This is a genomic window from Streptomyces sp. NPDC093111 (genome assembly GCF_040683955.1).
Lineage (GTDB): Bacteria > Actinomycetota > Actinomycetes > Streptomycetales > Streptomycetaceae > Streptomyces.
Genome location: NZ_JBFBNW010000017.1, coordinates 54,672 through 76,245, shown reverse-complemented (window position 1 = coordinate 76,245; position 21,574 = coordinate 54,672). Strand labels below are relative to the sequence as shown.

Sequence of the window (21,574 nt, the reverse complement as noted above, 5' to 3'; positions counted from 1 at the left end):
CCGACACCGTCGCCCTGCCGCAGGGCCGCCGTCGGCGTGAGCCGGGCCCGTCCGCGCAGGGTGCCGGGCCATCAACCTCCGGACGTACGGGCCTCGGCCGGCTCCGCGATCCGAGGCTCTCTCCGCGACCATGAGGTCATCTCCGCGACACGAGGGAGAGAACGATGGAATCGGGCAGGATCCAACGCAACCCCGACGTTCCCGACCCGCCGCCACGCGTGCGGTCGGGCCGTGAGGTGGACCGCGCGGCGGCCGACCGGCTCGACGAGATCCGGCAGTACTTCAAGGACCAGTACGCGCAGCGCAACGTCATCACCCGCACCACGACGCGCTCCGGCGACGAACTCGACTGGGTCCCCGTCGAGTATCCGGACGAGCCCCCCGACATCGAGGCGCCGGAGCCGCCCTACGACCCCGACCGGCCCACGCGGCCCCAGCCCTTCGAACTGGCCGAGCCCGATGCCGAGTCGGGCCCGCCCGGCACCGTTCCGATGCTGCGCAAGCCGCTGGACCGGATCACCCCGACCGGCACCTTGCAGGACTACCTGTCGAAGAGCGGCCGGGCGAAGCGGCTGACACCGCCCGACGACTCCGGCCTCCTCTCGCCCAGGGCGGCCGCGGAACCGGTGCACAAGTACGCCCACGCCCTCCAGTTCGTCACGAACTTCGGCACCGAGGGGTTCATCAACACCTGGCGCCCCTACGTCCAGTGGTCGAACGAGTTCTCCCTGGGCCAGCTGTGGGAGACGCGGGGCTCGGGCGCCGGATTCGATCTGCAGACCGTAGAGGTCGGCTCGCAGGTCTACTACGACAAGTACGGCGACTGGTACCCGCACCTGTTCATCTTCTTCACCACCAAGAACTACAAGCTGTACGGGGACTTCATCGGCGGCTACAACAACGAGGTCAGAGGTTGGGAGCAACTGTCGAGCACGGTCTACCCGGGCGTCCGGATGGCGGAGAGCGTCTACGGCGGTGCCCAGTACGAACTGGCCGTGAAGGTCATGCTGTACTCGGGCAAGTGGTGGATCCGCGTGGGCAACGAGTGGTTGGGCGGCTACCCCACCAGCCTGTTCAACGCCGCGGGCCTCCAGGACCAGGCGGCGATCGTGGACTGGGGCGGCGAGATCATCGACGACGTCGCCTTCCACCCCGAGCCCACCTGGACCCAGATGGGCAGCGGCCACTTCCCCTTCGAGGGCTGGACCCGCGCGGCCTACATGCGCAACCTGGCCTACCAGTCCGACGCGGCGGGGACGATGACGCCGTTCGCCGGCTTCACCCACGTGACCAACCCCAACGCCTATGACATCTCCGTCGACTTCAGCGGAGCGACGACCTGGGGATCGAACTTCTACTGGGGAGGACCGGGCGGCGTCGAGTGACAGGACCGCCCGTCGTCCCGCGGCCCGCCGGTCCTCGCGTCAGTCGGCGTGCGAGGGCCGGTCGCCCCGGAGGAGGACCGTCGCGGTGCACGGAGCGTGCTCCTCGTCCCCCTCGTACGCGACGACGAGCTCGTGATCGCCCGTCAGTCGGTCCGGGAAGCACAAGGTCGCGAGTCCCACCTCGTCCAGGCGTCCGGAGGCGAGGACGCGCCCGGCCACGGAGAAGGTCACGCCGCCCCGCGGCGGAGGCCCGCCCGCGACGGCCGGCGCGATCCGCACCGTCAGCGGCACCTGGCCCACCACCGCGTACGCCTCCGTAGCGGCTACGTCCGCCCCCACCACGTCCGTCCCCACCACGTCCGCCCCCGTCCCGTACGGCTCTGAACCCGCCGGGCGGAGGACGAAGGAGCGGGCGCCCGCCGGGTCGAAGGCGATCCCTCCGTCGCGCCCGATCCGGAACCCGCCGCACAGGCCGTGCGCGGTCCGGGGCCGGTACCCGTCGGCGGGAGCGAGGACCGCGGCCAGCTCGCGCGGGGTCCGGGGCGTGCCGTCCAGCGCGGTGACGCCGACGAGATCGCTGTCCGCGCGGGCCGCCGACAGCGCCACCGCGAACCCGCCCACGACGAGCCGGTCCGTGCCGCGCCCCGACAGGAAGGCGTCGCAGGACTCCTCGTAGTCGACCGTCCCGTCCGGGCGGACGGTGTACGCGAAGTCGGCGGTCAGCCCGGGCCCCGCGTGGAACCCGTACCCGGTGGCGGGCAGCAGTGTGAGCCGGTGCACCCGGTCGCGGGGCAGGTAGCTGCCCCCGCCGGTGTCCGGCACGCCGACCGGCAGCAGGCCGTGGGAGAGCGCCCGCCCGTCGACGGTGATCGTGCGCCCGTGGACCGTGAGCGCGTTCCCCACCGCCACCCCGCAGCCGCCCGCCGCCGACTCACGGTCGAGCCGGACGGTGCCGTCGCGCGAGACGGAGAAGCCGAGTCCGCCGTCGGCGGTACCCGCCTCCACCCGCAGGCGGTACCCGGCCGAGGGCAGCAGCCACAGCGTGTGGACCCGGTCGCCCGACAGGGGCGCGGCCCCCGGCAGATCGAGGGCGAGGGGCAGGGCCAGGGCCCGGGCGTCCACGGTGACGGGCAGCCCCCGCACGGTCAGGCGGCGGCCACCGCGGCCGGCGAGGAACGCGTCGTCCTCGGCGGCGAAGTCGAGCGTGCCGTCTTCGCGTACGTCGAAGGCGAGGCCGGACCTCGTGCCGTCGGCGAGTGCCAGGCGGTAGCCCGTGCCTGCGGGGAGAGGGAGCTCCGGCGGCGGGTCGGCCGACCCGTCGACGAACCCCCGTCCGGACCCGGGGACCGACACGAGGGGGAACGTCAACTGCGAGGTGTCGATGGCGATGGCCGGCATCGGCTCTCCCGGAAGGGGTCGGAGGGGCGGAAGGGCGGAGGGACGGACGGGTACAACGGGAGGTGACGGGCATCGACGGGCATCGACGGGCGCCGACGGGCGCCGACGGGCGCCGACGGGCCGTGCCGGGGCGTTAGAAGGGTGTCGTGCCGTGGATCTCCAGCCGCGGTACGAGCTCGATCCGGGTCGTGGTGCGCGCGGGGGTGAGGGGTGTTCCGGTCAGGTGCCGCCACCGCAGGATCTGCGAGTCGTACCCGGCCGTCAGGAGCTCGGACTCGTCCCGGGTGGCCGTGAGGCTCCAGATCGCCGCCTGGTGGGCCGGGATGACGGAGCCGACGCGCTGCCCCGTCCGGTCCCAGTGGTGCAGGGTGCCGTCGGCGCAGCCCGCGGTGATCTCGCCGTCGGCGGTGAGGAGCACCGCCCGCACCGGTGAGCCCGTGACGAGCGGGCCGCCGACGGGCCGGCCGGAACCGCGGTCCCAGCGGCGGACGGTGCCGTCCTGTCCGCCGGAGGCCAGCTCCCGGCCGTCGGGGCCGACGGAGAGCGACTGGACCGGTCCGGTGTGGCCGGCGAGCGGCGTTCCGGCCGGCTCGCCCGACTCCCGGTCCCAGAGCCGTACCGTCCCGTCCTGCCCCGCGGTGACGATCCGGTCCTCCTCGGGGGTGAGGGCCACCGCCCGTACCGCGTGGACGTGTCCGCGCAGCGGGGCGCCGAGCGGGGTGCCCGTCGTCCGCTCCCAGCGGCGTGCGGTGCCGTCCAGGGAGGCGGTGATCAGCTCCCGGGCGTCGCGGGTGCGGGCCAGCGCCAGGACGGGCGCCGCGTGGGCGGTGAAGCGCTCGCCCAGGGGCCGGCCGGTCGTGCGGTCCCAACGGCCCACGGTGCCGTCGCTGCTCGCGGTGACGACCTCCCGGTCGTCGGGGGTGAGCACCATCCCCCAGATGGTGCGGAGGTGGAGCTGGAAGGGGCCGCCGAGGACGTTCCCGGTGAGCCGGTCCCAGCGGAGCATCCGTCCGTTGATGTCCACCCCGACGATCTCCGCGTCCCCGGCGGCGAGGGCGATCACCGACAGGAACCCGTAGGCCCTCATCGCGGCTCCTTCGGCGGTACGGCCCCGTCGAACGCGAGGGCGCTGGACGCCTCGCCCCGCCCGGCCCGGACGCGCCGGCCGATCCACTCGTACACCCGGCCGTCCGCCCCGCGGGCCACCACCGGGACCCGGCTGACGGTCACCCCCGAACGGGGGACCTCCTCGTCGCGGAAGAACACCCGTTTCACCTCCGGTTCCAGGATCCGTCCCGCCGCCTTGACCTGCGGGAGCCGGTCGCCCGTCGGCCCGAACCGCGGGATCTGCCCGCGCCGCAGGCACACGGCGGCCGAGCCCTGCGCGAGCGGCACCGGGACCAGCGGGATCCAGTGCGCCGGCACCGGGGTGAGCAGACGGTACGAGAGCGCCGACGGGTCGGCCGGCGGCGGGAACGGGGGGTCCTCGTCGGGCGGTTCGTCGCCCCGTACCCGTGGCCTGCCGGTGGCGCTCCGCACGGTCCGTTCGATCGCGAACCCGAGGTTGGCCATCTCGTCGCGGGCGAAGAGCACCTCCTCGACGGCGACGCCCTCCAGCCGGGCCGAGGCGGTCGGCAGCAGCGGGAGCAGCGGCGGCCCGGGTGCGCCGTCGTGGCTGTCGGTCAGCCGGAACACCGACCAGCGGGGGTCCGAGACCGGGTCGAGCGCGGTCGTCTCCTCGAAGGTGTCCACGACCGTCAGCAGGGCGATCCGGTGCAGTGCCCCCGTGTCCAGTTCCACCGGGATCATCCAGTGGTCGTTGCCGTAGATGTTCGCGAACTCGACGAGGAGGAGCCGGGCGAGGTCCGGCGCGCCCGCCCCGACGGCGGGCAGGTTGACCGTCGTGTCCTCGAACTCCCACCAGCGTTCCGCCGGCATGCCCGGGTAGGTGACCCGGGTCGGCAGCAGGCCGGCGGTCGCCCCGGCGGCCGGCGCGGGCAGGGGGGTTCCTCCGGTGTCGAGGTCGAAGTGGTACGCCTCGGCGGCGCCGCCCGGGTACTCGGGGGCCGTCAGGGTCACCGGCCGGCCGCCCGGCGCGGCCGTCACCGCGAAGCGGTGCTCCAGACGCTCCCGCGCCCAGCTCGACGGCACGGGCGGCCGGTGGCGCTCCGCGAACCAGTCCAGCCACAGCTCGGCCGCCCGGTCGAAGGCGGCCCGCTGGTCCGAGGTGAGCTCCGGGGGCCGCCAGCCGCCGGCCAGCTGCCCGGCCAGTGCCGCCCCGTCGGGCGTCCGCCCCGCGAGCACCTCGCGCAGGGCACGCCCGGCCGGGTCGCGGGCCAGCGGATCGCTCTCCGGCGTCGCGGGTTCGGGCAGCGGCGCCTTGTCCCGTACGGCCGCGTCGATCCGGTCGAGCACGGAGTCGGCCAGGTCCTGGGTGCGGAGGGTGGCGAGGAAGCGCTGGCCGGCGCGGGCCGCGTCCCGCAGCGGCAGCCCCTTCGCGGCCTCGCTCTCGGAGGCCCCGGCCTCCGCCAGGTACTCCAGCGGCACCCCCTTCGTCAGGGGGACGCCCGTCCCGTCGACCGACGGGCGGAAGGCGTCGAGCGGGGTGCTCTCGGTGCCGATCCGGCACCACACGGGCGAACCGCCGTCCTCGCCCGCGAACTCCGCCAGCTGCCACTGCCGAGCCAGCAGGAACAGCGGGTCGGCCACCCCCGCGGAGAGGGCCTCGTCGAGCTGGCCGCCGGTGCCGCTCGGCCGCACCACCGGCTCCAGACGGTGGTACTGGCCGAAGTGCATGAGGTCGTACACCGTCAGGACTCCCTCTCGATCAGCTGGGCCACGACGGCTTTCAGATCGGTCCGCTTCATCAGGTCCTTGATGTTCACGCCGGGCGCCGTCCCCATCGCGGTCTCGGGCAGATACGCGGCCGGCAGATAGCGCCCGAGCCAGCCCAGCGCGTCCAGGTCCACGAGCCGCAGCCTCGCCAGGTCGAAGGCTTCCTGGACGGTGGCGTCCAGCAGGTCCGGCGTCCAGGGCGCGCCGACCACCGGTGGTACGGCGAGCAGCACGGCCTGCGGGGCGCGTGCCCCGGGAGCGTCGTAGTGGAACGTGACGCCGGCCGTGTGCCGCTGAGCGGGGATCAGCTCCGACCACGCGTCGACCACGAGCACGGCGGACCTCCCGGCCGCCGGCGCTCGGTCGGGGCCGTGCACCAGCAGGCCGGTTGCGGGCCGCTCCTCGTCCTCGGGCCGGCGCAGGGCGCCCACCCAGCGGTCGTTCGGTGTGAACGGCACCTGCCCGATCCGCAGCGCGTACCCGGCTCCCGTCCCGGCGGCCTCGCCGTGCAGCAGCAGATCCGCCAGGGCGCCGGTGCCCGGCCGGACCGTGCCCATCCGCTCCACCCAGTCGCCCGGCACGAGCCGGGCGTCGCCGCCGCGGTCCAGACCGGTGCCGAAGGAGGCGTCCAGCGCCGCGGCATCCGGCGGCGTCGACAGGCCCACGGCCCGGAAGCCGGGACCGAACACCGCTTCCAGGACCGAGGCGGCGGCCCCGGCCCCGCCCTGCTCCGACTCCTGCCGCGCCAGTTCGAGCCGTTCCCGCGCCGTGCGCAGGGCGGCGGCCAGCTGCTCGGCCGGCTCCCCGGCCGACCCGGACGGCGGTCCCGTCACCCCGTAGGCGGCGAGCGCGTTCAGGTCGGCGGCGTCCACGGCCGCCTGGAGGCCGGTGCGCGCCTGCTGCGCGCGGGCCGCGAACTCCGGGTCCGGGGCTGGGGCCGCCTGCGGCACGTCGTAGGCGGAGGCCAGATCGGCCGCGGTGCCGGGCCGGCCGATGCCGATCACCTGGGCGACCGCCGTACCGAGCGCCTCGACCTGCGCGAGGTCCAGGACCGAGGAGGCCCAGTCCTGGGCCCGGCCGGGACGCAGGACGGGGACCGCGTCGGCGGGCACGTTCGACGGGCGCTGCCCGAGGAGTTCGTGCGCGAGCAGCGCCCGCAGCCGGCCCGCGGCGGCCAGGGCCACCACGTCCAGGGCGCAGTACCGGGCCAGCGGCCAGGCGTGCTCGGTGACGGTGGCCCCCGGGGCCCCGGGATCCTGGCCCGGCCGCAGCCACGCCGCCCGCAGCCGGATCCGGCCGGTGGCGCCCAGCTGGTGCCCGGCCCACACGTCCAGCCGTGGTTCGGCCAGCGCGCGGGGCCGGGCGGTCTGGGGGCCGCTGTCCCAGCCCGTCGCGCGGGCCGCCCCCTCCGGTACGACGACCAGGACGCGGTGCCCCACCGGGACGCCCCGCCGCGGCGTGTCGAGGACCTGGGGCCGCGGCGGCGGCTGCCCGCCCGCCGCGAGGGACTCCAGCGTGGCGGACGCCCGGTCGGGGTTTCCCCGCGCGAGCTGGTGGACGCTCTCGGCGAGCAGCAGGTCCGCGACGCCGTCGAGGTCCTCGCGGAGCGCGCCCAGGTGCTCGCGCACGGCCTTCTCCTCCTTGGCGTTCATCGGCGGCCCGCCCGAGGTCGTCTTCAGCACGGTGACGACGTCGTCCACCGGCACCTCGGCGAGCCGTGCGCCGTCCGTCACGTCGTGGGCGCCGATGAACTCCTGCGCTCCCGCCCCCGTGTGCTGGGCGTTCTGCACCGACCACTTCGCGCGCAGCGGAGCGATGAACCGGTCCAGTTCCAGGGGGGCGTCGGTCCGTTCCCGCGCGTCGTGCAGGCGTCGTTCGAGCCGGTAGCCGAGCAGGGCGCCGAGCGGCTGGCCCTGGGCGACCCCGTCGAGGACGCCGAGGGCCACCCGCATCCGCCGCGAGGACAGGTCGACGGCGAAGGCGCCGGGATCGGTGGGGTGCGACAGACAGCCGCTGCGCAGGATCGCCGCGGTGGCGGCCTGCGGGAGGGACGGCGCGAGCACCCAGCCCGCGCTGCGGGGGGTGGTGCGCGGTGACAGGTTCTCCACCCACCCGTAGGCGCCCAGCTGGATCCCCGTCGGGCGGCGGTCGGGGGAGCGCAGCGCCTGGAGCCGGGCCGTGGCCAGCGAGCCGATCCAGGCGTCGAGCCGGTGGGAGACGAGGTCGAGGCATTCGCCGAGCAGCCGCTCCATCGGAGCGAACGGGTCCTCGCCCCGCCTGCTCCAGGTGCTCACCCGGCCGGCCAGGTACTGGAGGGCGGCGTCGATCTCGGCGAGGCGCACGCTCCAGGGCCGTTCGGTGCCCAGCAGGAGGAGCACGCCGTTGCGGCTCCGCGCGGCCTCGACGACCTGTCCGGCCAGGGCCACGCGGGAGTCGAGGACGGCCTGGAACACCGTCGTCGCCCGGTCGGCGGACCCGCCGGCGGGCAGCGCCATGACCGACGAGAGGGTGAAGGCGCGGGCGAGCAGACCGGCCGCACCGATCGTGCCCGCCGCGTGGGCGGGATTCAGCCAGGTGTCGGCGAACCGCAGCCGCGGCCCCACGACCTCCGGCTCCCTGGCGCCGGCGGCGGCCCGCCCGTACTCCAGGTTGGCGGCATGCCGGAGCAGCGCCTCCAGGACGGTGTGCGCGGTCTCCTTGGTGACCGTGAGCAGGGGCAGCTCGAAGCGCTCGACGACCTCGTTGAGGAAGCCGCTCAGCGCCGTCGCCGGGTCGACGCCCGCGGGCAGGTCCGTCCGCCGGACGTACGGCAGCCAGAGCCGGCCCGCCACGCCGTTGACGTGGTGGCTGATCCGCGGCCGGTAGGGGATGCCGAGGGCCGCGTCGAGGGCCCTCGACTGCCGGTCCTCCGGCGTGCCGGAGACACAGCCCAAGGTGGTGCCGAAGCCGGCGCCGAGCCCCAGCCCGAGGTCCTTGAAGCAGGCGTTCAGCCCCGCTTGCACGGGCCGGACCGACAGGGACCGCGACACGGGGGCCATGCCCAGGGCGCGCAGGGTGTCCCGCTCGGGCTTGGCCAGCGTGAGGGGATCGCCGGGCTGGTCCGGGCCGCCGACCCGGGGCAGCGTGCCGGCGCCCGCCTCCCAGAACGGGCGTACGACGCCGAGGACGCGGTGGAGTCCGGTGAGGCCCGACGGCTCGTGCTGCGGATCGAGCCGCCAGTGCGCGGTGGCGGTGACCGGCAGCACGCCGTAGGGCTGCTTGCCGACGCGCAGCACCGGCAGCGGCCCACGGGCCCGTACGTGTTCGAAGAAGTGGCGGCGCAGCCACGCCCGGTCGACGCCGAGCTCCTGTCCTCCCCGGTCGCTCTCCAGGAGCTCGTCGAGGAAGAAGTCCCCGGTGGCGCTCCACAGGGCCAGTTGCAGGTTGCGGGCGTCGGCCTGCTCCGGTTCGTCGGCGCCGGGCAGGGCCGCCAGCGTCTTCGCCGGGACGCCGAACGCGGCGGCGGCCCGGGTGGAGTTCGCCCACGGCCCGGGCGGCTCGGCGGGGGCGGCCGCGCCCAGCAGGAGGTCGACGTCCGGGGGCGGCGGCGGGGCGGCCTCGTGGTCCGGGCGGTTGTTGGTCGGCGTGCCCAGCGGTACGAACGCGGCCTCGCCGTCCCCGTCGCGGCCCGACAGCAGCTTCTCCAGCCGAGCGGCGGACGCCTCGGCGTCGAGGGAGCCGCGGACGCCGAACGCGACCACGCGGGTCAGCAGCGGCGAGCGGTCCCGGTCGTAGCCGTCCTTGTCGAGCCGGACGGTGACGGCGAGCCCGCTGTCCTCCGCCGCCCCGTACTCGGTCAGCCACCGCAGCCCGGGATCGATGTGCGGCCCGCCCGAGGCCGGCCGGGCGTCCGGGTCGGGGCCCAGCTGCACCACGTCGGGGACCGGCTTGCCGGGCTGTTCGCCCACCAGCAGACCGCCCTGGTAGGCCCGTACGAGGAACAGGTCGGGGAGTGTCGAGGCGGTCGTCGCCCGGTTCCAGCCGCGCCCCCGGACCGGGACCTCCGGCCAGGTCGGCTCCGGCCACGGGTCGGCGTCGGGCAGCGGCGTCGCGGGCCGGGTGTCCGCCACCGGGGTCAGCAGGCGCACGAGCATCCGCGCCCGCTGCGCGCCCAGCGTGCCGCACAGCTGGCCCCAGGCGGCGAGCAGCAGCCTCGCCCGGTCCCCGTCCGCGTTGTCGGCACGCCCGGCCCGCCACACGGTCCGCCAGTAGCGGCGGGCCTGCTGGACCTCGCCGTCGGTGGGACGCGGCTCGTGGGACTCGGTGTGGACGTCGTCGGGGAAGATCCGTACGAGCAGTTCGTCCGGGCCCGGCCCGTCCGTCCGCAGACGGGTCTCCAGACGGACGGGCAGCAGCATCAGCGGTACCTCGGGATCGAGCCCCGCCAGCAAGGAGCCGAAGCCCTTCTCGGAGAACGCGCGCACCTCCTCGTGCAGAGCCCGCCGGGCCGCTTCGATGCGGGCGAAGGCCGACCGCCGTTCGGTGGCGGTGGCCTCGGCACCGAGGAGGGAACGGCGTTCCTCGGCCTCGGCCACGGCCCGGCGCAGCGCGCCGAGATCGGTCATCTGTCGTTCTCCTCAGGGGGCAGGGGCCTCGGGGGCCAGGAGTCGCGCGGCGGGCAGGACGACCCTGACGGGCTGCTGGAAACACTGGCGGGCGGTACCCGCGGCGCTCGCGCCCCAGACGAGCCCGCCGTAGGCGACGTTGGGCCGCAGGTTCCCCGGGGCGTGGGTCGAGGCCAGATACGCCTCCTTGGAGTCGAAGAGGTGACTCCAGTCGAGGTTGTTCCAGTCGTCCGCCGTGCTGGGGGTGTTGGGCGGCGGGGCGTAGGCGCGGCCCCACAGCCCGGGGGCCGGGGGCTCGGTGAGCGCGGCCTCCGGCGGATCGTCGAGACCGAACCGGGGCTCGGTGGGCTGCTCCGCGATGACGAAGCACCACGGCGACGCCAGCAACTGGGCCTCGGTCAGGGCGAAGCCCACCATGGCGGTGTCGGGATCCAGGCCGCCGCGGAAGACCGGGTACTGGGCGTGCGCGTCGTCGGGTTCGGTGCCGAGCAGGGGAGCGGCGTAGATGACGCACCCGGGGTAGCGGCGCAGCAGTGCGCTGCGCAGCACCAGGACGACCCGGTCGGGCGGGGCGGTCAGATGCGCGCCCAGGGGCAGTTCGCGGGCCCAGGTGTGCAGCTCCGGCAGGTCCGTTCCGTACCCCCAGAAGGACGCGAAGTACGTGCCGCGCTGGTCGGTCGGGTACTCGCGCCAGCGCAGTTCGCGGGCGAACTCGTGGTTGAGGCCGACCATGTAGGCCGCGACGAAGGGGGCGTTGGTCAGCGCGAGGACCGCCGTGTCCGACGGGACGTGGTCGAGCCCGCCGAACAGCCACTCGTTGGACTGTGCGGACAGCGGGGGCCACATGGCGTCGTGGAAGACCGGGGCCCACTGCACCGGGACGTCGGGCGCGCCGCCCGCCGGGACCTCGACGAGCGCCTTCACCACCGCGGGTACGGTGACCGCCGGGTCCGTCAGATCCACGATCCGCCGCTGCGTGTCCTGAGCCGGGAAGGCGTCCCGGGGCGGGATCGTGGGCGCGTCGGAGGGCTGGAGGACCCGGTCGTGGGCCGAGACGACCATGTCCTTGACGTCCCCGGGGCCGGCGCCGAGCACGGTGGGGACGGGCAGCAGACCGTTCTCCCGGGTGAGCGGCCCCGGGTGGGTGAACAGGCCGAGGCCGAGCCCTCCGGACCGCTGCCACCCGTCGGCCAGTCCCGGCAGGGCGTCGGGCTCCCACGGCTTCTGCTCAGGCCCCGGGCCCTCGCCCGTCAGCAGGAGCACGCCCCCGCAGTCCGCCCACCAGGCCCCGGCGCTGCCGGCGGGATCCTCGTTCCAGTCCCAGGTGCCCGGGCAGTCGCCGCGGAACGTGCCGTGCCGGGAGTCGGACCGCCAGGTCCCGGTGAACACGCCGTCGGAGGTGATGTTGTCCGGGTTCCAGGTGCCGGTGCACACCCCCCGCCACGTGCCGCGCTCCGCGTCCGACTCCCAGGTGCCGGTGTACACCGCGAACCAGGTGGGGTCCCCGCCGTCCTGCCCCGGAAGGTCGCTCCACAGGCCCGAGAAGGCGCCCTTCCAGCGGCCCGAGAGGCCGCGGCCCGCCGTCCACGTCCCGTCGCAGGAGCCCTTCCAGTCGCCCGCCGGCTCCGGGTCGCCCGGCGGGCCGGTCCACGGCCCGGTCCAGAAGCCGGTGAACCGTCCCGGGGGCCGCCCGGGATCCGGCTCCTCGGTGAACAGCCCGAGCCCGCCGGGACCGGTCCGGCCGCCGGGGAACACCAGATCGCCGTGCGGGGTGACCTTGGTCCGCGCCAGGAAGTCGTCCGGGGCCGCGGCCTCGGGCAGCGCGGCGAGCCGGAAGGCGCGGTTGAGCGTGACCGCGGGCAGCGGCTCGGTGGCGGCGAGCTGCTCGGTGGTGACGCGCCGCCGCAGGGCCCGCCCGGCCGCTTCGGCCGCCACCGCCCGCCAGGCGTCCGGCGCCCCGTCCTGCGGTGCGAAGACCTTCCGTACGGCCGCCAGCCGCTCCGTGTCGTCGACGACCCGCTCCGGAGCGACGGCGAAGGCCACCGCGCCGTCCGGGTCGCGCCGGGGCACGGCGAGCCCGGTGGGCGAGGCGGCGACCCCGGTCAGCACCGAGGCGAACGGCGGCGGTTCGGGCGCGTCCACCGCCCGCCCGGCGATCAGCCCCACCCGCCGGCTGAGGGCGCCCATCGGACGCACCGCCCGGTGGAAGGCCGTGGTGGCCATGGCGTTCGGCAGCAGACTCGTGCGGATCGACGACCACAGGGTGGCGTCCGCCGTCAGCGCGAGACGGCTCTGCACCGGGGTGGCCAGCCGCAGCACCTCGTCGGCGGAGAGCGGCCGCACATGCCGCAGATGCAGGCGGCCGGAGACCAGCCGGGCGAACCGCGCCAGGTCGAGCAGCCGGTTCGCCGCCCGCACGTCGGCGAGCTGCCGCCACGCCGACGCCATCAGCTGCTCCTGCTCGGCCTGCACGGACCGGGCGCCGAGACCGGCCGCGACCCGCCACCGCGGGTCGAGGTTCAGCGTGTCGAGCCAGCCGGGCGACGCCGGGTCGGCCCGCTTCCGCAAGGCGTGGAAGCCGCCGTAGAGAGGGGGAAGGACGTCGGGGTCCTCGTCGCCGAGGCCGTCCGCGACCGGGACCAGCGCCTCCGCCAGCCGCTCCTGCCACCGCGCGCTCTGCGGGCCGACGGGCCAGGGGTCCCGCGTCGTGGCGCCGGGGGCGCGCAGGGCGCTCTCCACCTCCTGGACGACCGGACCCGGGCCGGTGGCGAACAGCCCGGGGCGGCCGACGTCGAGCGGCCTGCGTCCGGCGTGCGCGGGCAGCGGGCGGGCCCGCAGCCGGTCCGCCAGCGATTCGAAGTCGCCGCCCTCGCCGGTGGAGAACGTCCAGGAGAAGTAGACCGGCAGCTCCCGCGTGTCCGCACCGGGAACCCAGGCGGGCGCGAGCCCCGCGCCCGTGGTGTCCTGGCCCAGCCCGGCCAGCCGCCCCGCCTCGAAGGCGGGCACCAGACAGGCCGTGTAGTCCGTGTGGGGCAGCAGCCGGCGGGGAGCGAGCACGCGGGAGACCGACCGCCGGGGGTCGCTCTCGTACCCCGGGAGGGTCTGGGCGTGCGCCCACAGGTGCAGCGTGGCCGGATCGGGCAGTTCGCCGCCCGGGACGGCGAGCACGGGCAGCGGCGTGCCGGGCCGGCGCTGGGGCCGGCCCGCCGCGAACGGCACGCAGACCAGGGCGAGCCAGGGGCGCAGTTCACCCGCTGGCCCGGGGGCCAGCGGCGTGAACAGCCAGGGCAGTTCGCTCCGTTCGAACTCCACCATCGGAAACCGCGTCGTCTCCGCGTCCGGGGTGCCCGGCAGCGGGAAGAGCCGCACGATCTCCTTCGGGTCGACCGCCCGCACGTCGCCCGGCCCGTACACCTGCATCGCGGGCACCGGAACCGGGCGCCCGGGACGCCCGTTCACCGAGGCGGTCGCCGCGAGCGCGCCCCGGACGGGCGTGGTGCGGACCAGGTCGTCGGGGTCGGTCAGCGAGGCGGCGGCCCCGGCCCGGTCCCAGGACGCGAAGGTGTACGCGGTCATGGCAGCACCTCGTAGGCGGGCACGACCTGGTGGAGCGCGGACCGGCCCGATACGGTCCGCAGCGCGGCGGTGGCTTCGGTGAACGTGGTGGTCCGGGCGAACCCGGCGTCCTTGAGGGATCCGGCGAACACGATCGCGTACGCCCGTGCGTGCACGACCGGCGCGATCGGCGGGGTCACGTAGCGGGTGCGCAGCTCGTGCACGAGGCTGCGGCCCACCGCCCCGAAGGGCAGCGCGGCCGTCAGCGCCGGGTCCGAGATCGGCCAGGGAGCCGCCGGTGTGGGGACGGGGCCGCCGAGCCACTTCGTCTCGAACTCCACCGGCACGGTGTACCGGGGGGCGGTCACCGTCGGCGTCGGCGGGGTCAGCTCACTGCCCGAGCGCAGCTTCTCGAAGGCGGGCTGGGTCAGTTTCTGGTCGTCGGTGAGATCGAAGAAGTCGGCCCGCGCGAAGTCCTCCTGGACCGGCGCCGCGGTCCCCGCGCCTCCCGAGAACGCGACGCTCACGTCGAAGGAGGTCGGCGCGGGCAGCCGCCCAGGACCGAACCGGACCACCTTGACGCCCAGCGGCACCGTGCGCTGGCTGAACCGCAGCCGGCCCAGCGGGTGCAGCAGGCGCCCGCCCGCCGCGTCGTCGGCGCGCAGCGACACCATGGTGCGCGCCCCGTCCGGCAGGACCGGCTCCCAGCTGCGCGGATCGTCCAGGGCCTGTTCCAGACGCCGGCAGACGTCCGGAGGAGGTGGGGCCGTGACCGCGCCCGTGCAGTTCCAGTGCTCGTCGAAGGGGAAGCTGACGTCGAAGAACAGGAAGGACACACTGGCCCGGCCGGCGACGTGCCAGCAGGGCGTCGGCCCGTCCACGTGGACCCGCAGCCCGACCGAGCACAGCGTCTCGCCGGCGAAGCGCAGGGCGAAGGAGCCGCCCAGGTCGAGCTGCACTCCGAAGCTGGGCTCCCAGCGCACCAGCGCGTCGAACGAGAGCCGTCCGGACACCCCGGTGCTGCGGGACCCGATCACCGCGGAGAGCTCCGCGCCCGCCTGGACGGTGCCGGGGGTGAGGGCGAAGTAGCCGGTGAACACGATCCGCAGCAGCGGGCTGTCCGCGATCGAGATCGTCAGGCGCTTCGGTGTGGGGAAGCCCGCGGGCGGGGTGAACCTCGGGTGGAAGCCGCCCGCGGTGAGGATGAACGTCGCGTCCTGGCCGCTCTTCGCCCGCAGCGCGAGCCCGCCCTCGATGGAGGCGGTCAACAGCCGGGAACCGGCCAGGTTGGCGGTGATCTCGACCAGGCCGTTCGCGGCGTCGACGACCCCCGCGACCGAGGCCCGCAGATCGATCACCGGAGCCTGGGGGGCGGGCAGCGCGACCCGCAGCCGGCCGAGGATGCCCACCACGCCGCTGGGCAGTTCGAGCACCACCCCGACGTCCGCCGTGAGGAAGGACACCGGGCGGCCCCAGCCGACCCGGAACATCGGCCCCACGATCGTGCTCCCGGACCGGGCCGGGAACACCGAGCCCAGGGTGGCGAGGATCCGGGGCGCCGCCGCGGCGGCGTCCGCCGGGAAGAGCAGGTCGTCGAGATGCCCGGCCTGGACGACCTCGGCGAGGCCCGCCCGGTCGAGAGCGCGCCCGATGCCGAGGATCCCGCCCACCGCGTTCAGCGTGAAGGCGAGACCGAGCTCGATGGCCGGGGTGAACTCGGCGCTCAGCGACACCAGGACCGACACCGGACGGGTGTCCAGGATCCCGAAGGCGCGCACCTCCACGACGCCCAGGCTGAGCGCGAGCGCGCCGCGGTACTGCCCGTCCTGCTCGCCCAGGAACCCGCCGCCCCGGGCGGGACCGGCGGCGATCGTGAGCCCGACCCCCTTCGGGGCCACGGGCGTCGCCGTGTAACCGCCGCCGGTCGGGCGGACTTCGAGCCCCGCGCCGTCGACCGCCGCGTCCGCGAGGCCGAGCAGCGAGGCGCGGAACGAGGCGTCGAGCCGCAGCCCGCCATCGCGGGAGGACACGTACAGCGAGGGAGCGCGCAGCCCGGGCGGCGCCTTGCTCAGGGGAAGGGCGACCCCCTTGCCCTGGCCGCCGCCGGCCAGGCGCAGCCCGTCCTTGCCCAGCACGGCCGCCAGGCTGCCCTTCAGCTGGAGACCGCCGGGGACGAGCAGCTTGAGCAGTTCGCTGTCGATCAGCGAGAACTCGACGCCGTCGGCGCGGAAGGAGAGCGTGGAGGCGTCCGGCGCCGTCGACGAGAGGGAGAGGGTCAGACCGAGGCCGTCGCGTACGGCGAGACCGGGTACGAGGGGGAGGGCGCCGGTCAGGTCGAAGGAGAGGGCGATCGTCTCGGGCAGCTGCGTGGCGAGCGGTTTCACCAGCGTGGGGCTGACCTGGAGGACGCCCGGGACGGTCAGCGACCACGTCGGCGCCGCCTGGCGGACCGCCGTCCCCAGCAGGTCGACGAGGACCGGCCACAGGTCCCCGCGCGGCGCGGCGCCCGGCACCGCGAGGCGTACGAGCAGCGCCTCGGGCGTGAGCGCGGAGCCCGGAAGGCCGAAGGCCTGCGCGACGAGCGGCCTGGCGGCGGCGTCGGCGAGACCGGGCAGGCGGGGAAGGACCGGGCCGAGCCCCGCGCGGAGCTCGTCCGCCAGCTGTTGCAGGGGAGTCGGCATCAGGAGGCCGTGGGGGTGTCGGGAGCGTTCAACTGACCGGCGCCGTTCTCCGCTCGCGGTCCACGGAGGGGACCACCACCAGGGCGGATAGGGATCGGGAACGCCCCGACGCTAGCGCCGGGCGAGAGGCCGCACACCGCCGTGAACCGCGGTGTGCGGCCGGTCCGGTACGGATTTCACCCGACCGGCAGGGGCGCGCGCCCCCTCGGCGCACGCGACGGTGCGCACGGTGGGTGGTGGGGTGGTGGGGCGGTGGGGTGGTGGGGTGGTGGGGTGGTGGGGCGGCTGGGGGCGCGATCGCCGGCGCCGCTCAGGTCTCGCCGTCGACCTCGTACGTCTGCGTCCCCGCCCTCAGGTTCGCCTGGGCCTTGCGGTAGGCGCGGCGGCTGGGGACCTCGGCCTTGGCGTTCCCCTCGTCGCGCCGCGCGGTCAGGGCGGTGAGGGCCTGGCGGGCCTCCTCCGGGGTCCAGTGGTCCAGGTCGATCTCCCGGTGCTGCCGGGCGGCTGTCTGGATCTCCAGGAACGAGTTGGCCGATGCCGCCGCCTGGGCGGTGCGCTGGGGTGCGTTCACGGTGGTCAGGACGGCGCCCAGGCCGGAGGAGAGCAGGGCGAGGATGCCGGCGGTGGTCGCTCCGGCGGAGTCGAGGAGGGCCGTGGTGCCGGCGACGGCGGCGAGCAGGGTGGCGGGGACTCCGAGGAGGAGGTTCACGGCACGCCAGCGCTTCGTCTCCTCGAACTGGGACTGCGCGCTGTACATGGCGCTCTCTTCGATCCGCCGGAACTCGGCCGCGATGGCCCGACGGCGGCGCGTGTCGGTGTCGGAGCCGGAGCCGGAGCCGGTATCCGGGCCGGGGCCGGGGCCGGTATCGGGGCCGGGGTCGATCGGATCCTCAATGTCCACAGGGTCACGCTACCGGCGGATTCCTGCCGATGAGGCTCAATCGCCGCCATACCCAGGTGAGTTGAGGTCAGGAGCGCCGCTCCGTGTAGGCGGTCAGGGCGGTGCGGGCCGGGTGGTGCGGGTCCAGGGGGTCGATCACCGTGTGCCACTGGGTCAGCGTGACCCGTTCGTTGGCGGGGAGGGACGCCTCCAGTTCCCCCGCCGGGACGCGGTCGAGGAAGCGCAGGGGTACGGGGGGTGCGTCGAGGTCGACCTCGAAGGAGCCGGACGGTACGGGCACCGCGACGAAGCCCTGGAGGGTGCCGCCGGAGGGGGTGAGGAGCATCCAGTACCGGCTGATCGGCGTGGCGGACGCGGCGTCCGCGCCGCCGAGGGACCGTACGGTCACCGGCTGGCAGAGCGGCCCGTCGGTGCGGCGCCGGACCGGCGGGGAGGGATGATCCTCGATCTCCAGCTCGACCTGGAGCAGCCCGCCGCCGGTGACGGTGAGGGCGGCGGCGACCGGCCACGCCTCCAGGAACTCGCCCTGACCGGAGCGCTGTTCGCCGGAGGACGCCTGGAGCGCGAAGTCGGAGTCGAGGTTCCTGCGCAGGGTGACGGGTGCGATCGGCCCCACGCCGGTGAGCCACGTGGCCGCCAGCCGTGCCGGGTGGCGCAGGGCGCGGTCCGACTCGCCCAGCGCGTCGGCCAGTTCGGCGAGGGCGCGCCGGGTGGTGGCGGGCAGCCGCTCGGGTCGCGCGGCGAGCAGGCCGCCGAGCAGGCTCGCGGCCTCCCGCCCGTACCAGGGGCCGGTCCGGCCGGTGCGCAGACCGGCTTCGAGGACTTGGAGGGGGCCCGCGAGCGACGAGGCGGCCGGGGTGAACCAGTGGCGCAGCTCGCCGTCGGGCGGCGGGGCGGGGGCGGTGGGCGTCGCGGTGTCCGTCTCCGCGCGCAGCAGGGCGGCGGCGGAGCGGGCGGCGGCGTCGACGCGTTCCCAGGGGAGGCAGTGGAAGAGGCGTGGCGGCGGTGCGGTCTCGCGGCCGAGGCGGTGCAGAAGGAAGTAGCGCAGCGGGAGACTCTCGGCGCGCAGCCCGTCGACGACGTCGGCACCGGCCGGGGGATCGGCCCACTGCTCCTCCAGACGGGAGATCAGCGCGGCGCCCCGCTCCGAGACGCCGACGGGCGCGCCGAAGTCGTCGAGTTCGACGACGGTGGTCCCGTCGGGTGCCCGCAGGGCCAGGGAGCGGCTGAGCGAGCCCGCCCGTTCGACGACCAGGCTGGTACGGGTCCAGGACCGGGTGGCGAACCGTGGCATCGCGCGGGCGTCGGCCCGTTCGTCCCCGTCGTTGATGCGGCCCAGGGACGGCGGCTGCCCCGGCGCGCCGGGCCGGACCCGGGCGATCCAGTCGCTGAGGGGGCGGTGCGGGGTCCCCGCGTGCCCTTCGGGGGGTGGCGTCGTCATGACGCGGCCTCCTCGCAGCGTGCGCGGAGCGCGACGGCGACGGGGCCGAGTCGCCGGACGGCCTCGTCCACGGCGGGCGCGCCGGCGTCGGGGACGCACTGGGTCCAGAGCGTCGCGAGACGGTGCCAGGCCTCCTCGTCGAGCGAGGAGAGCAGATCGGCCGGCAGCGCCCGCGCCCATGCCCGCAGGGGTTCGTCGTCCACGTCCGCGCCGGCCCAGCGCAGCCGGAACTTCAGCCCGCGCAGGAGGACTTCGGCACGGACCAGCGGATCGGCCGATGTGTTGGCCGGGACGATCCGGCGCCCGCCCCGGGCGTCGGCGAGGTCGTCGAGCGCCCGGCCCAGCGGGTCGAGGACCAGGTTCCTCCGGGGGTCGTAGAGCAGCGTGTTGACGGTGAGGTCGCGTTGCCGGCTGTCCTGGAGGAGATCCGTGCCCGTGGCCGGGAGGACCGTGCCGGCGAGGCCGAGGCCCCGGTAGTCGAGGCCCGGCCCGGCGGTGCGGGCGACCGGGTCGAGGACCGTGCAGACGAGCGTGTCGGGGCTGAACCGCTGGGGGTGTTCCGCCCCGGTGCCCTCGCTGTCCAGGACGCGCCGGGCCGTCTCGGTGAAGGCCCCGGCGGGTGCGGTGCCGGTGAGGTCCAGGTCGTTGACCTCGTGCGGGTCGCCGCCGGCCAGCAGGTCGCGCGGGGCGCCTCCGCTCACCCAGGTGTGGTGGCCGGCCTCGGCGAGGCGGGCGAGCAGGTCCGGGGCGAAGCGCGGGGCGTGGGGGCCGTGCAGCAGGGCCCGGAGACGGTCGGCCAGGCCGGGCTTCAGGTCGTCGGGGCGGTGGGTCCGCTCCGGGGCGACCTGCCGGCCGGGCGGCAGGCCCGTGCGGACCAGGCTCGGCTGGTCGGCGGGGGCGGTGCCTCGGTGCCCGGGACGCCCGGCGTGCTCGTCGCCGGCGAGGAGCAGCCGGTCGTCGGCCGGGGTGGGCGCCGCCGTGGCGGTGCAATGGAAGCCGAGCACGGGTCGGCCTTCGACGGTGTCCCCGGTCAGGATCGGCCGGGCGGACGCGCCGGCCGGTGCCTGCTGGGGGAGCGTGGGCGCGGGGCAGATCACCCGGCGCCGATCCCGGTCCATCGTGCGGTGCCTCCTTCGATGCGCAGGGTGAGCGGTACGCGTACGGCCCCGCCCAAGGAGTAGGTGCGGTCGAAGCCCGGTCCGGCCTTCGGGCCCAGGACGGCGGCGTCCTGGAGCTGCTGCGGCGTGCAGGGGGTGTCCTGGCCGGGGTCGTCCGCGCACTCGCCGAGGCTCGGGTAGACCAGGTCGACGCCGGTGGACATGCGCATGGGGTGGGTGCGGATGGCGCTCAGGACGGTCCGGGTGCCGTCGGCGGCGCGGATCCAGGCGTGCTCGGCCGGGCTGCACGGGTCGCAGAGCGCGACGAGGCGGTCGGTGTCGCCCCGCTGCGCGGCGGCCTCGATGGCGCGGGCCAGCTCCCGTACGGCCGTGGGCAGTTCGGTGCCGTGGTCGTCCTCGCCTCTGACGCCCTCCGCCGGCTGCGGGGCCGCCGCCGGGGGAGGCCCGGCGGCGGCGGTTTCGGCGGGGGTGAGGGCGAAGCGGGACACCCCGCGGTCCAGGACGTGCTTCCGGCCGCCGGAGGTGAGGGTGAGCGTGCCGGTGGTGGGCTGGGACGGGGCGCCGGAGGAGGAGTCCGGGTACACGGGCTCTTCGAGGCGTACGACCCGGCCGGCGGCCCCCAACGCGATGTCGAGCATGCCGCCGCCGAGGTAGGTCCACTGCCCGTCGCGCAGGTAGTAGGAGGCGTTCCGTTCCGGGTACATGACGTTGCACCCCGGCAAGGCGCCGTAGGTGACGGTGAGTCCGTCGCCCGCCCACTCCAGCGAGTTCACCAGGCGTGCCTGGGACACCAGCGCGTGCCGGAAGGCCGTGTCGGTGGGAACGGCGCGGCGCGGCGCGGCGGTGGTGACGTCTTCCGTGAAGACGTTCTCCATGCCCCAACAGGCCCCTCCCGAATCGTGGTTCGACCAGGCGAGGCCCTTGCCGCCGGGCTGTCGCCGCGCGTCGCTGAAGGTGGTGCGCTCCTTGCCCGGCAGCAGGGGCCGGACGGTGCCGTGCCGGTCCGCACTGCCGAGGGTGCCCTGGCCGCGGAGGACGTCCGGCGCGTCGGGGAGGGGGGAGAACAGGGTGACGTCGTCGGTCCCGCCGGCCGCCAGCTTCGCGTACGGGTGCTGGCGTTCGGACAGCGCGACGCGCCGTGGGTTGCCCTGTGCCGGGAAGAGCAGCAGGGAACTGCCGTCGTTGCTGAGGCTGACGGCGTCGTCGCCGAGGAAGCCGATCCCGCTGCAGGGGCAGGGCCGTTCGGTCAGCCGTCCGCTGCGCACGTCGAGGAGGTGGATCTGCCCCGTGTCGTACGACGTGTCGGAGTCGATCCACGCCAGGCGGCTCGCGTCGGGCGACCAGACGAGCCGGGACGGCCAGGACCAGTCGCCCTCGATGGGCGAGTCGACGGGCGCCACCGAGGCCGTCCGCCAGGTCCGGCCGGCGGAGTCCGCCAGTACGACCGCCAGCGCCGACGGATTCTCGTACCGCAGATAGGCGAGCACGGGGTGCTGCCGGTCGGGTTCCCGGCCGGTGGGCACCGGTGACGTGGCGGAGGGGGCGTGGGCGGGGGGTGCGCCGCCGCCGGAGGTGCACCCGGCGGCGGCGAGGAGGGCGGCCAGCACGCAGGGCAGGATTCTGCGGGGGCGGCGTGGGGTGCGGGGCATGGGGCGG

The 21,574-nt window shown here is 75.7% G+C and carries 11 protein-coding genes; 1 reads left to right on the top strand and 10 read right to left on the bottom strand.

Going from position 1 to position 21,574, the window contains the following annotated elements; translation table 11 throughout:
- Positions 1-164 precede the first annotated feature (164 nt).
- Positions 165-1,385, top strand: coding sequence for a neprosin family prolyl endopeptidase (locus tag AB0Q96_RS28475; protein ID WP_365330344.1), 1,221 nt, complete (start codon positions 165-167; stop codon positions 1,383-1,385).
- A gap of 39 nt (positions 1,386-1,424) precedes the next feature.
- On the opposite strand, the gene AB0Q96_RS28470 is transcribed toward AB0Q96_RS28475, so the two are convergent.
- From AB0Q96_RS28470 to AB0Q96_RS28425, 10 genes are all read right to left on the bottom strand, one after another.
- A complete protein-coding gene (locus tag AB0Q96_RS28470; protein ID WP_365330342.1) occupies positions 1,425-2,783 on the bottom strand; it encodes an Ig-like domain-containing protein in 1,359 nt (452 codons plus the stop codon).
- Between the two features lie 133 nt (positions 2,784-2,916).
- On the bottom strand, positions 2,917-3,870 hold the full coding sequence (locus AB0Q96_RS28465; RefSeq protein WP_365330340.1) for a WD40 repeat domain-containing protein: 954 nt from the start codon (positions 3,868-3,870) through the stop codon (positions 2,917-2,919).
- Positions 3,867-5,591, bottom strand: a complete 1,725-nt coding sequence (locus AB0Q96_RS28460) for a hypothetical protein (protein WP_365330338.1) — start codon at positions 5,589-5,591, stop codon at positions 3,867-3,869. Before AB0Q96_RS28460 ends, AB0Q96_RS28465 begins: the two co-directional genes overlap by 4 nt.
- A 2-nt stretch (positions 5,592-5,593) precedes the next feature.
- Positions 5,594-10,222 (bottom strand): hypothetical protein, encoded by a 4,629-nt coding sequence (locus AB0Q96_RS28455; protein WP_365330336.1) that lies wholly within the window; start codon positions 10,220-10,222, stop codon positions 5,594-5,596.
- Positions 10,223-10,234: 12 nt separating this feature from the next.
- Positions 10,235-13,798: a hypothetical protein gene (locus AB0Q96_RS28450; RefSeq protein WP_365330335.1), complete on the bottom strand. Its 3,564-nt coding sequence runs from the start codon at positions 13,796-13,798 to the stop codon at positions 10,235-10,237.
- Entirely contained in the window at positions 13,795-16,458 is a 2,664-nt protein-coding gene (locus AB0Q96_RS28445) for a DUF6603 domain-containing protein (protein WP_365330333.1), read from the bottom strand. The genes AB0Q96_RS28450 and AB0Q96_RS28445 overlap by 4 nt, the downstream gene beginning before the upstream one ends.
- A gap of 310 nt (positions 16,459-16,768) precedes the next feature.
- A complete protein-coding gene (locus AB0Q96_RS28440) occupies positions 16,769-17,359 on the bottom strand; it encodes an SLATT domain-containing protein (RefSeq protein ID WP_365330332.1) in 591 nt (196 codons plus the stop codon).
- Positions 17,360-17,426: 67 nt separating this feature from the next.
- Positions 17,427-18,800, bottom strand: a complete 1,374-nt coding sequence (locus AB0Q96_RS28435) for a hypothetical protein (RefSeq protein ID WP_365330330.1) — start codon at positions 18,798-18,800, stop codon at positions 17,427-17,429.
- Entirely contained in the window at positions 18,797-19,918 is a 1,122-nt protein-coding gene (locus tag AB0Q96_RS28430; protein WP_365330328.1) for a hypothetical protein, read from the bottom strand. The genes AB0Q96_RS28435 and AB0Q96_RS28430 overlap by 4 nt, the downstream gene beginning before the upstream one ends.
- Positions 19,894-21,567, bottom strand: a complete 1,674-nt coding sequence (locus tag AB0Q96_RS28425) for a hypothetical protein (protein WP_365330327.1) — start codon at positions 21,565-21,567, stop codon at positions 19,894-19,896. Before AB0Q96_RS28425 ends, AB0Q96_RS28430 begins: the two co-directional genes overlap by 25 nt.
- Between the last annotated feature and the right edge of the window lie 7 nt (positions 21,568-21,574).

What these genes read in the sequence shown, in the direction of transcription:
- AB0Q96_RS28475 (WP_365330344.1), top strand. Translation starts at nt 165, where the DNA reads ATGGAATCGGGCAGGATCCAACGCAACCCCGACGTTCCCGACCCGCCG.
- AB0Q96_RS28470 (WP_365330342.1), bottom strand. Translation starts at nt 2,783, where the DNA reads ATGCCGGCCATCGCCATCGACACCTCGCAGTTGACGTTCCCCCTCGTG.
- AB0Q96_RS28465 (WP_365330340.1), bottom strand. Translation starts at nt 3,870, where the DNA reads ATGAGGGCCTACGGGTTCCTGTCGGTGATCGCCCTCGCCGCCGGGGAC.
- AB0Q96_RS28455 (WP_365330336.1), bottom strand. Translation starts at nt 10,222, where the DNA reads ATGACCGATCTCGGCGCGCTGCGCCGGGCCGTGGCCGAGGCCGAGGAA.
- AB0Q96_RS28450 (WP_365330335.1), bottom strand. Translation starts at nt 13,798, where the DNA reads ATGACCGCGTACACCTTCGCGTCCTGGGACCGGGCCGGGGCCGCCGCC.
- AB0Q96_RS28445 (WP_365330333.1), bottom strand. Translation starts at nt 16,458, where the DNA reads ATGCCGACTCCCCTGCAACAGCTGGCGGACGAGCTCCGCGCGGGGCTC.
- AB0Q96_RS28435 (WP_365330330.1), bottom strand. Translation starts at nt 18,800, where the DNA reads ATGACGACGCCACCCCCCGAAGGGCACGCGGGGACCCCGCACCGCCCC.
- AB0Q96_RS28430 (WP_365330328.1), bottom strand. Translation starts at nt 19,918, where the DNA reads ATGGACCGGGATCGGCGCCGGGTGATCTGCCCCGCGCCCACGCTCCCC.
- AB0Q96_RS28425 (WP_365330327.1), bottom strand. Translation starts at nt 21,567, where the DNA reads ATGCCCCGCACCCCACGCCGCCCCCGCAGAATCCTGCCCTGCGTGCTG.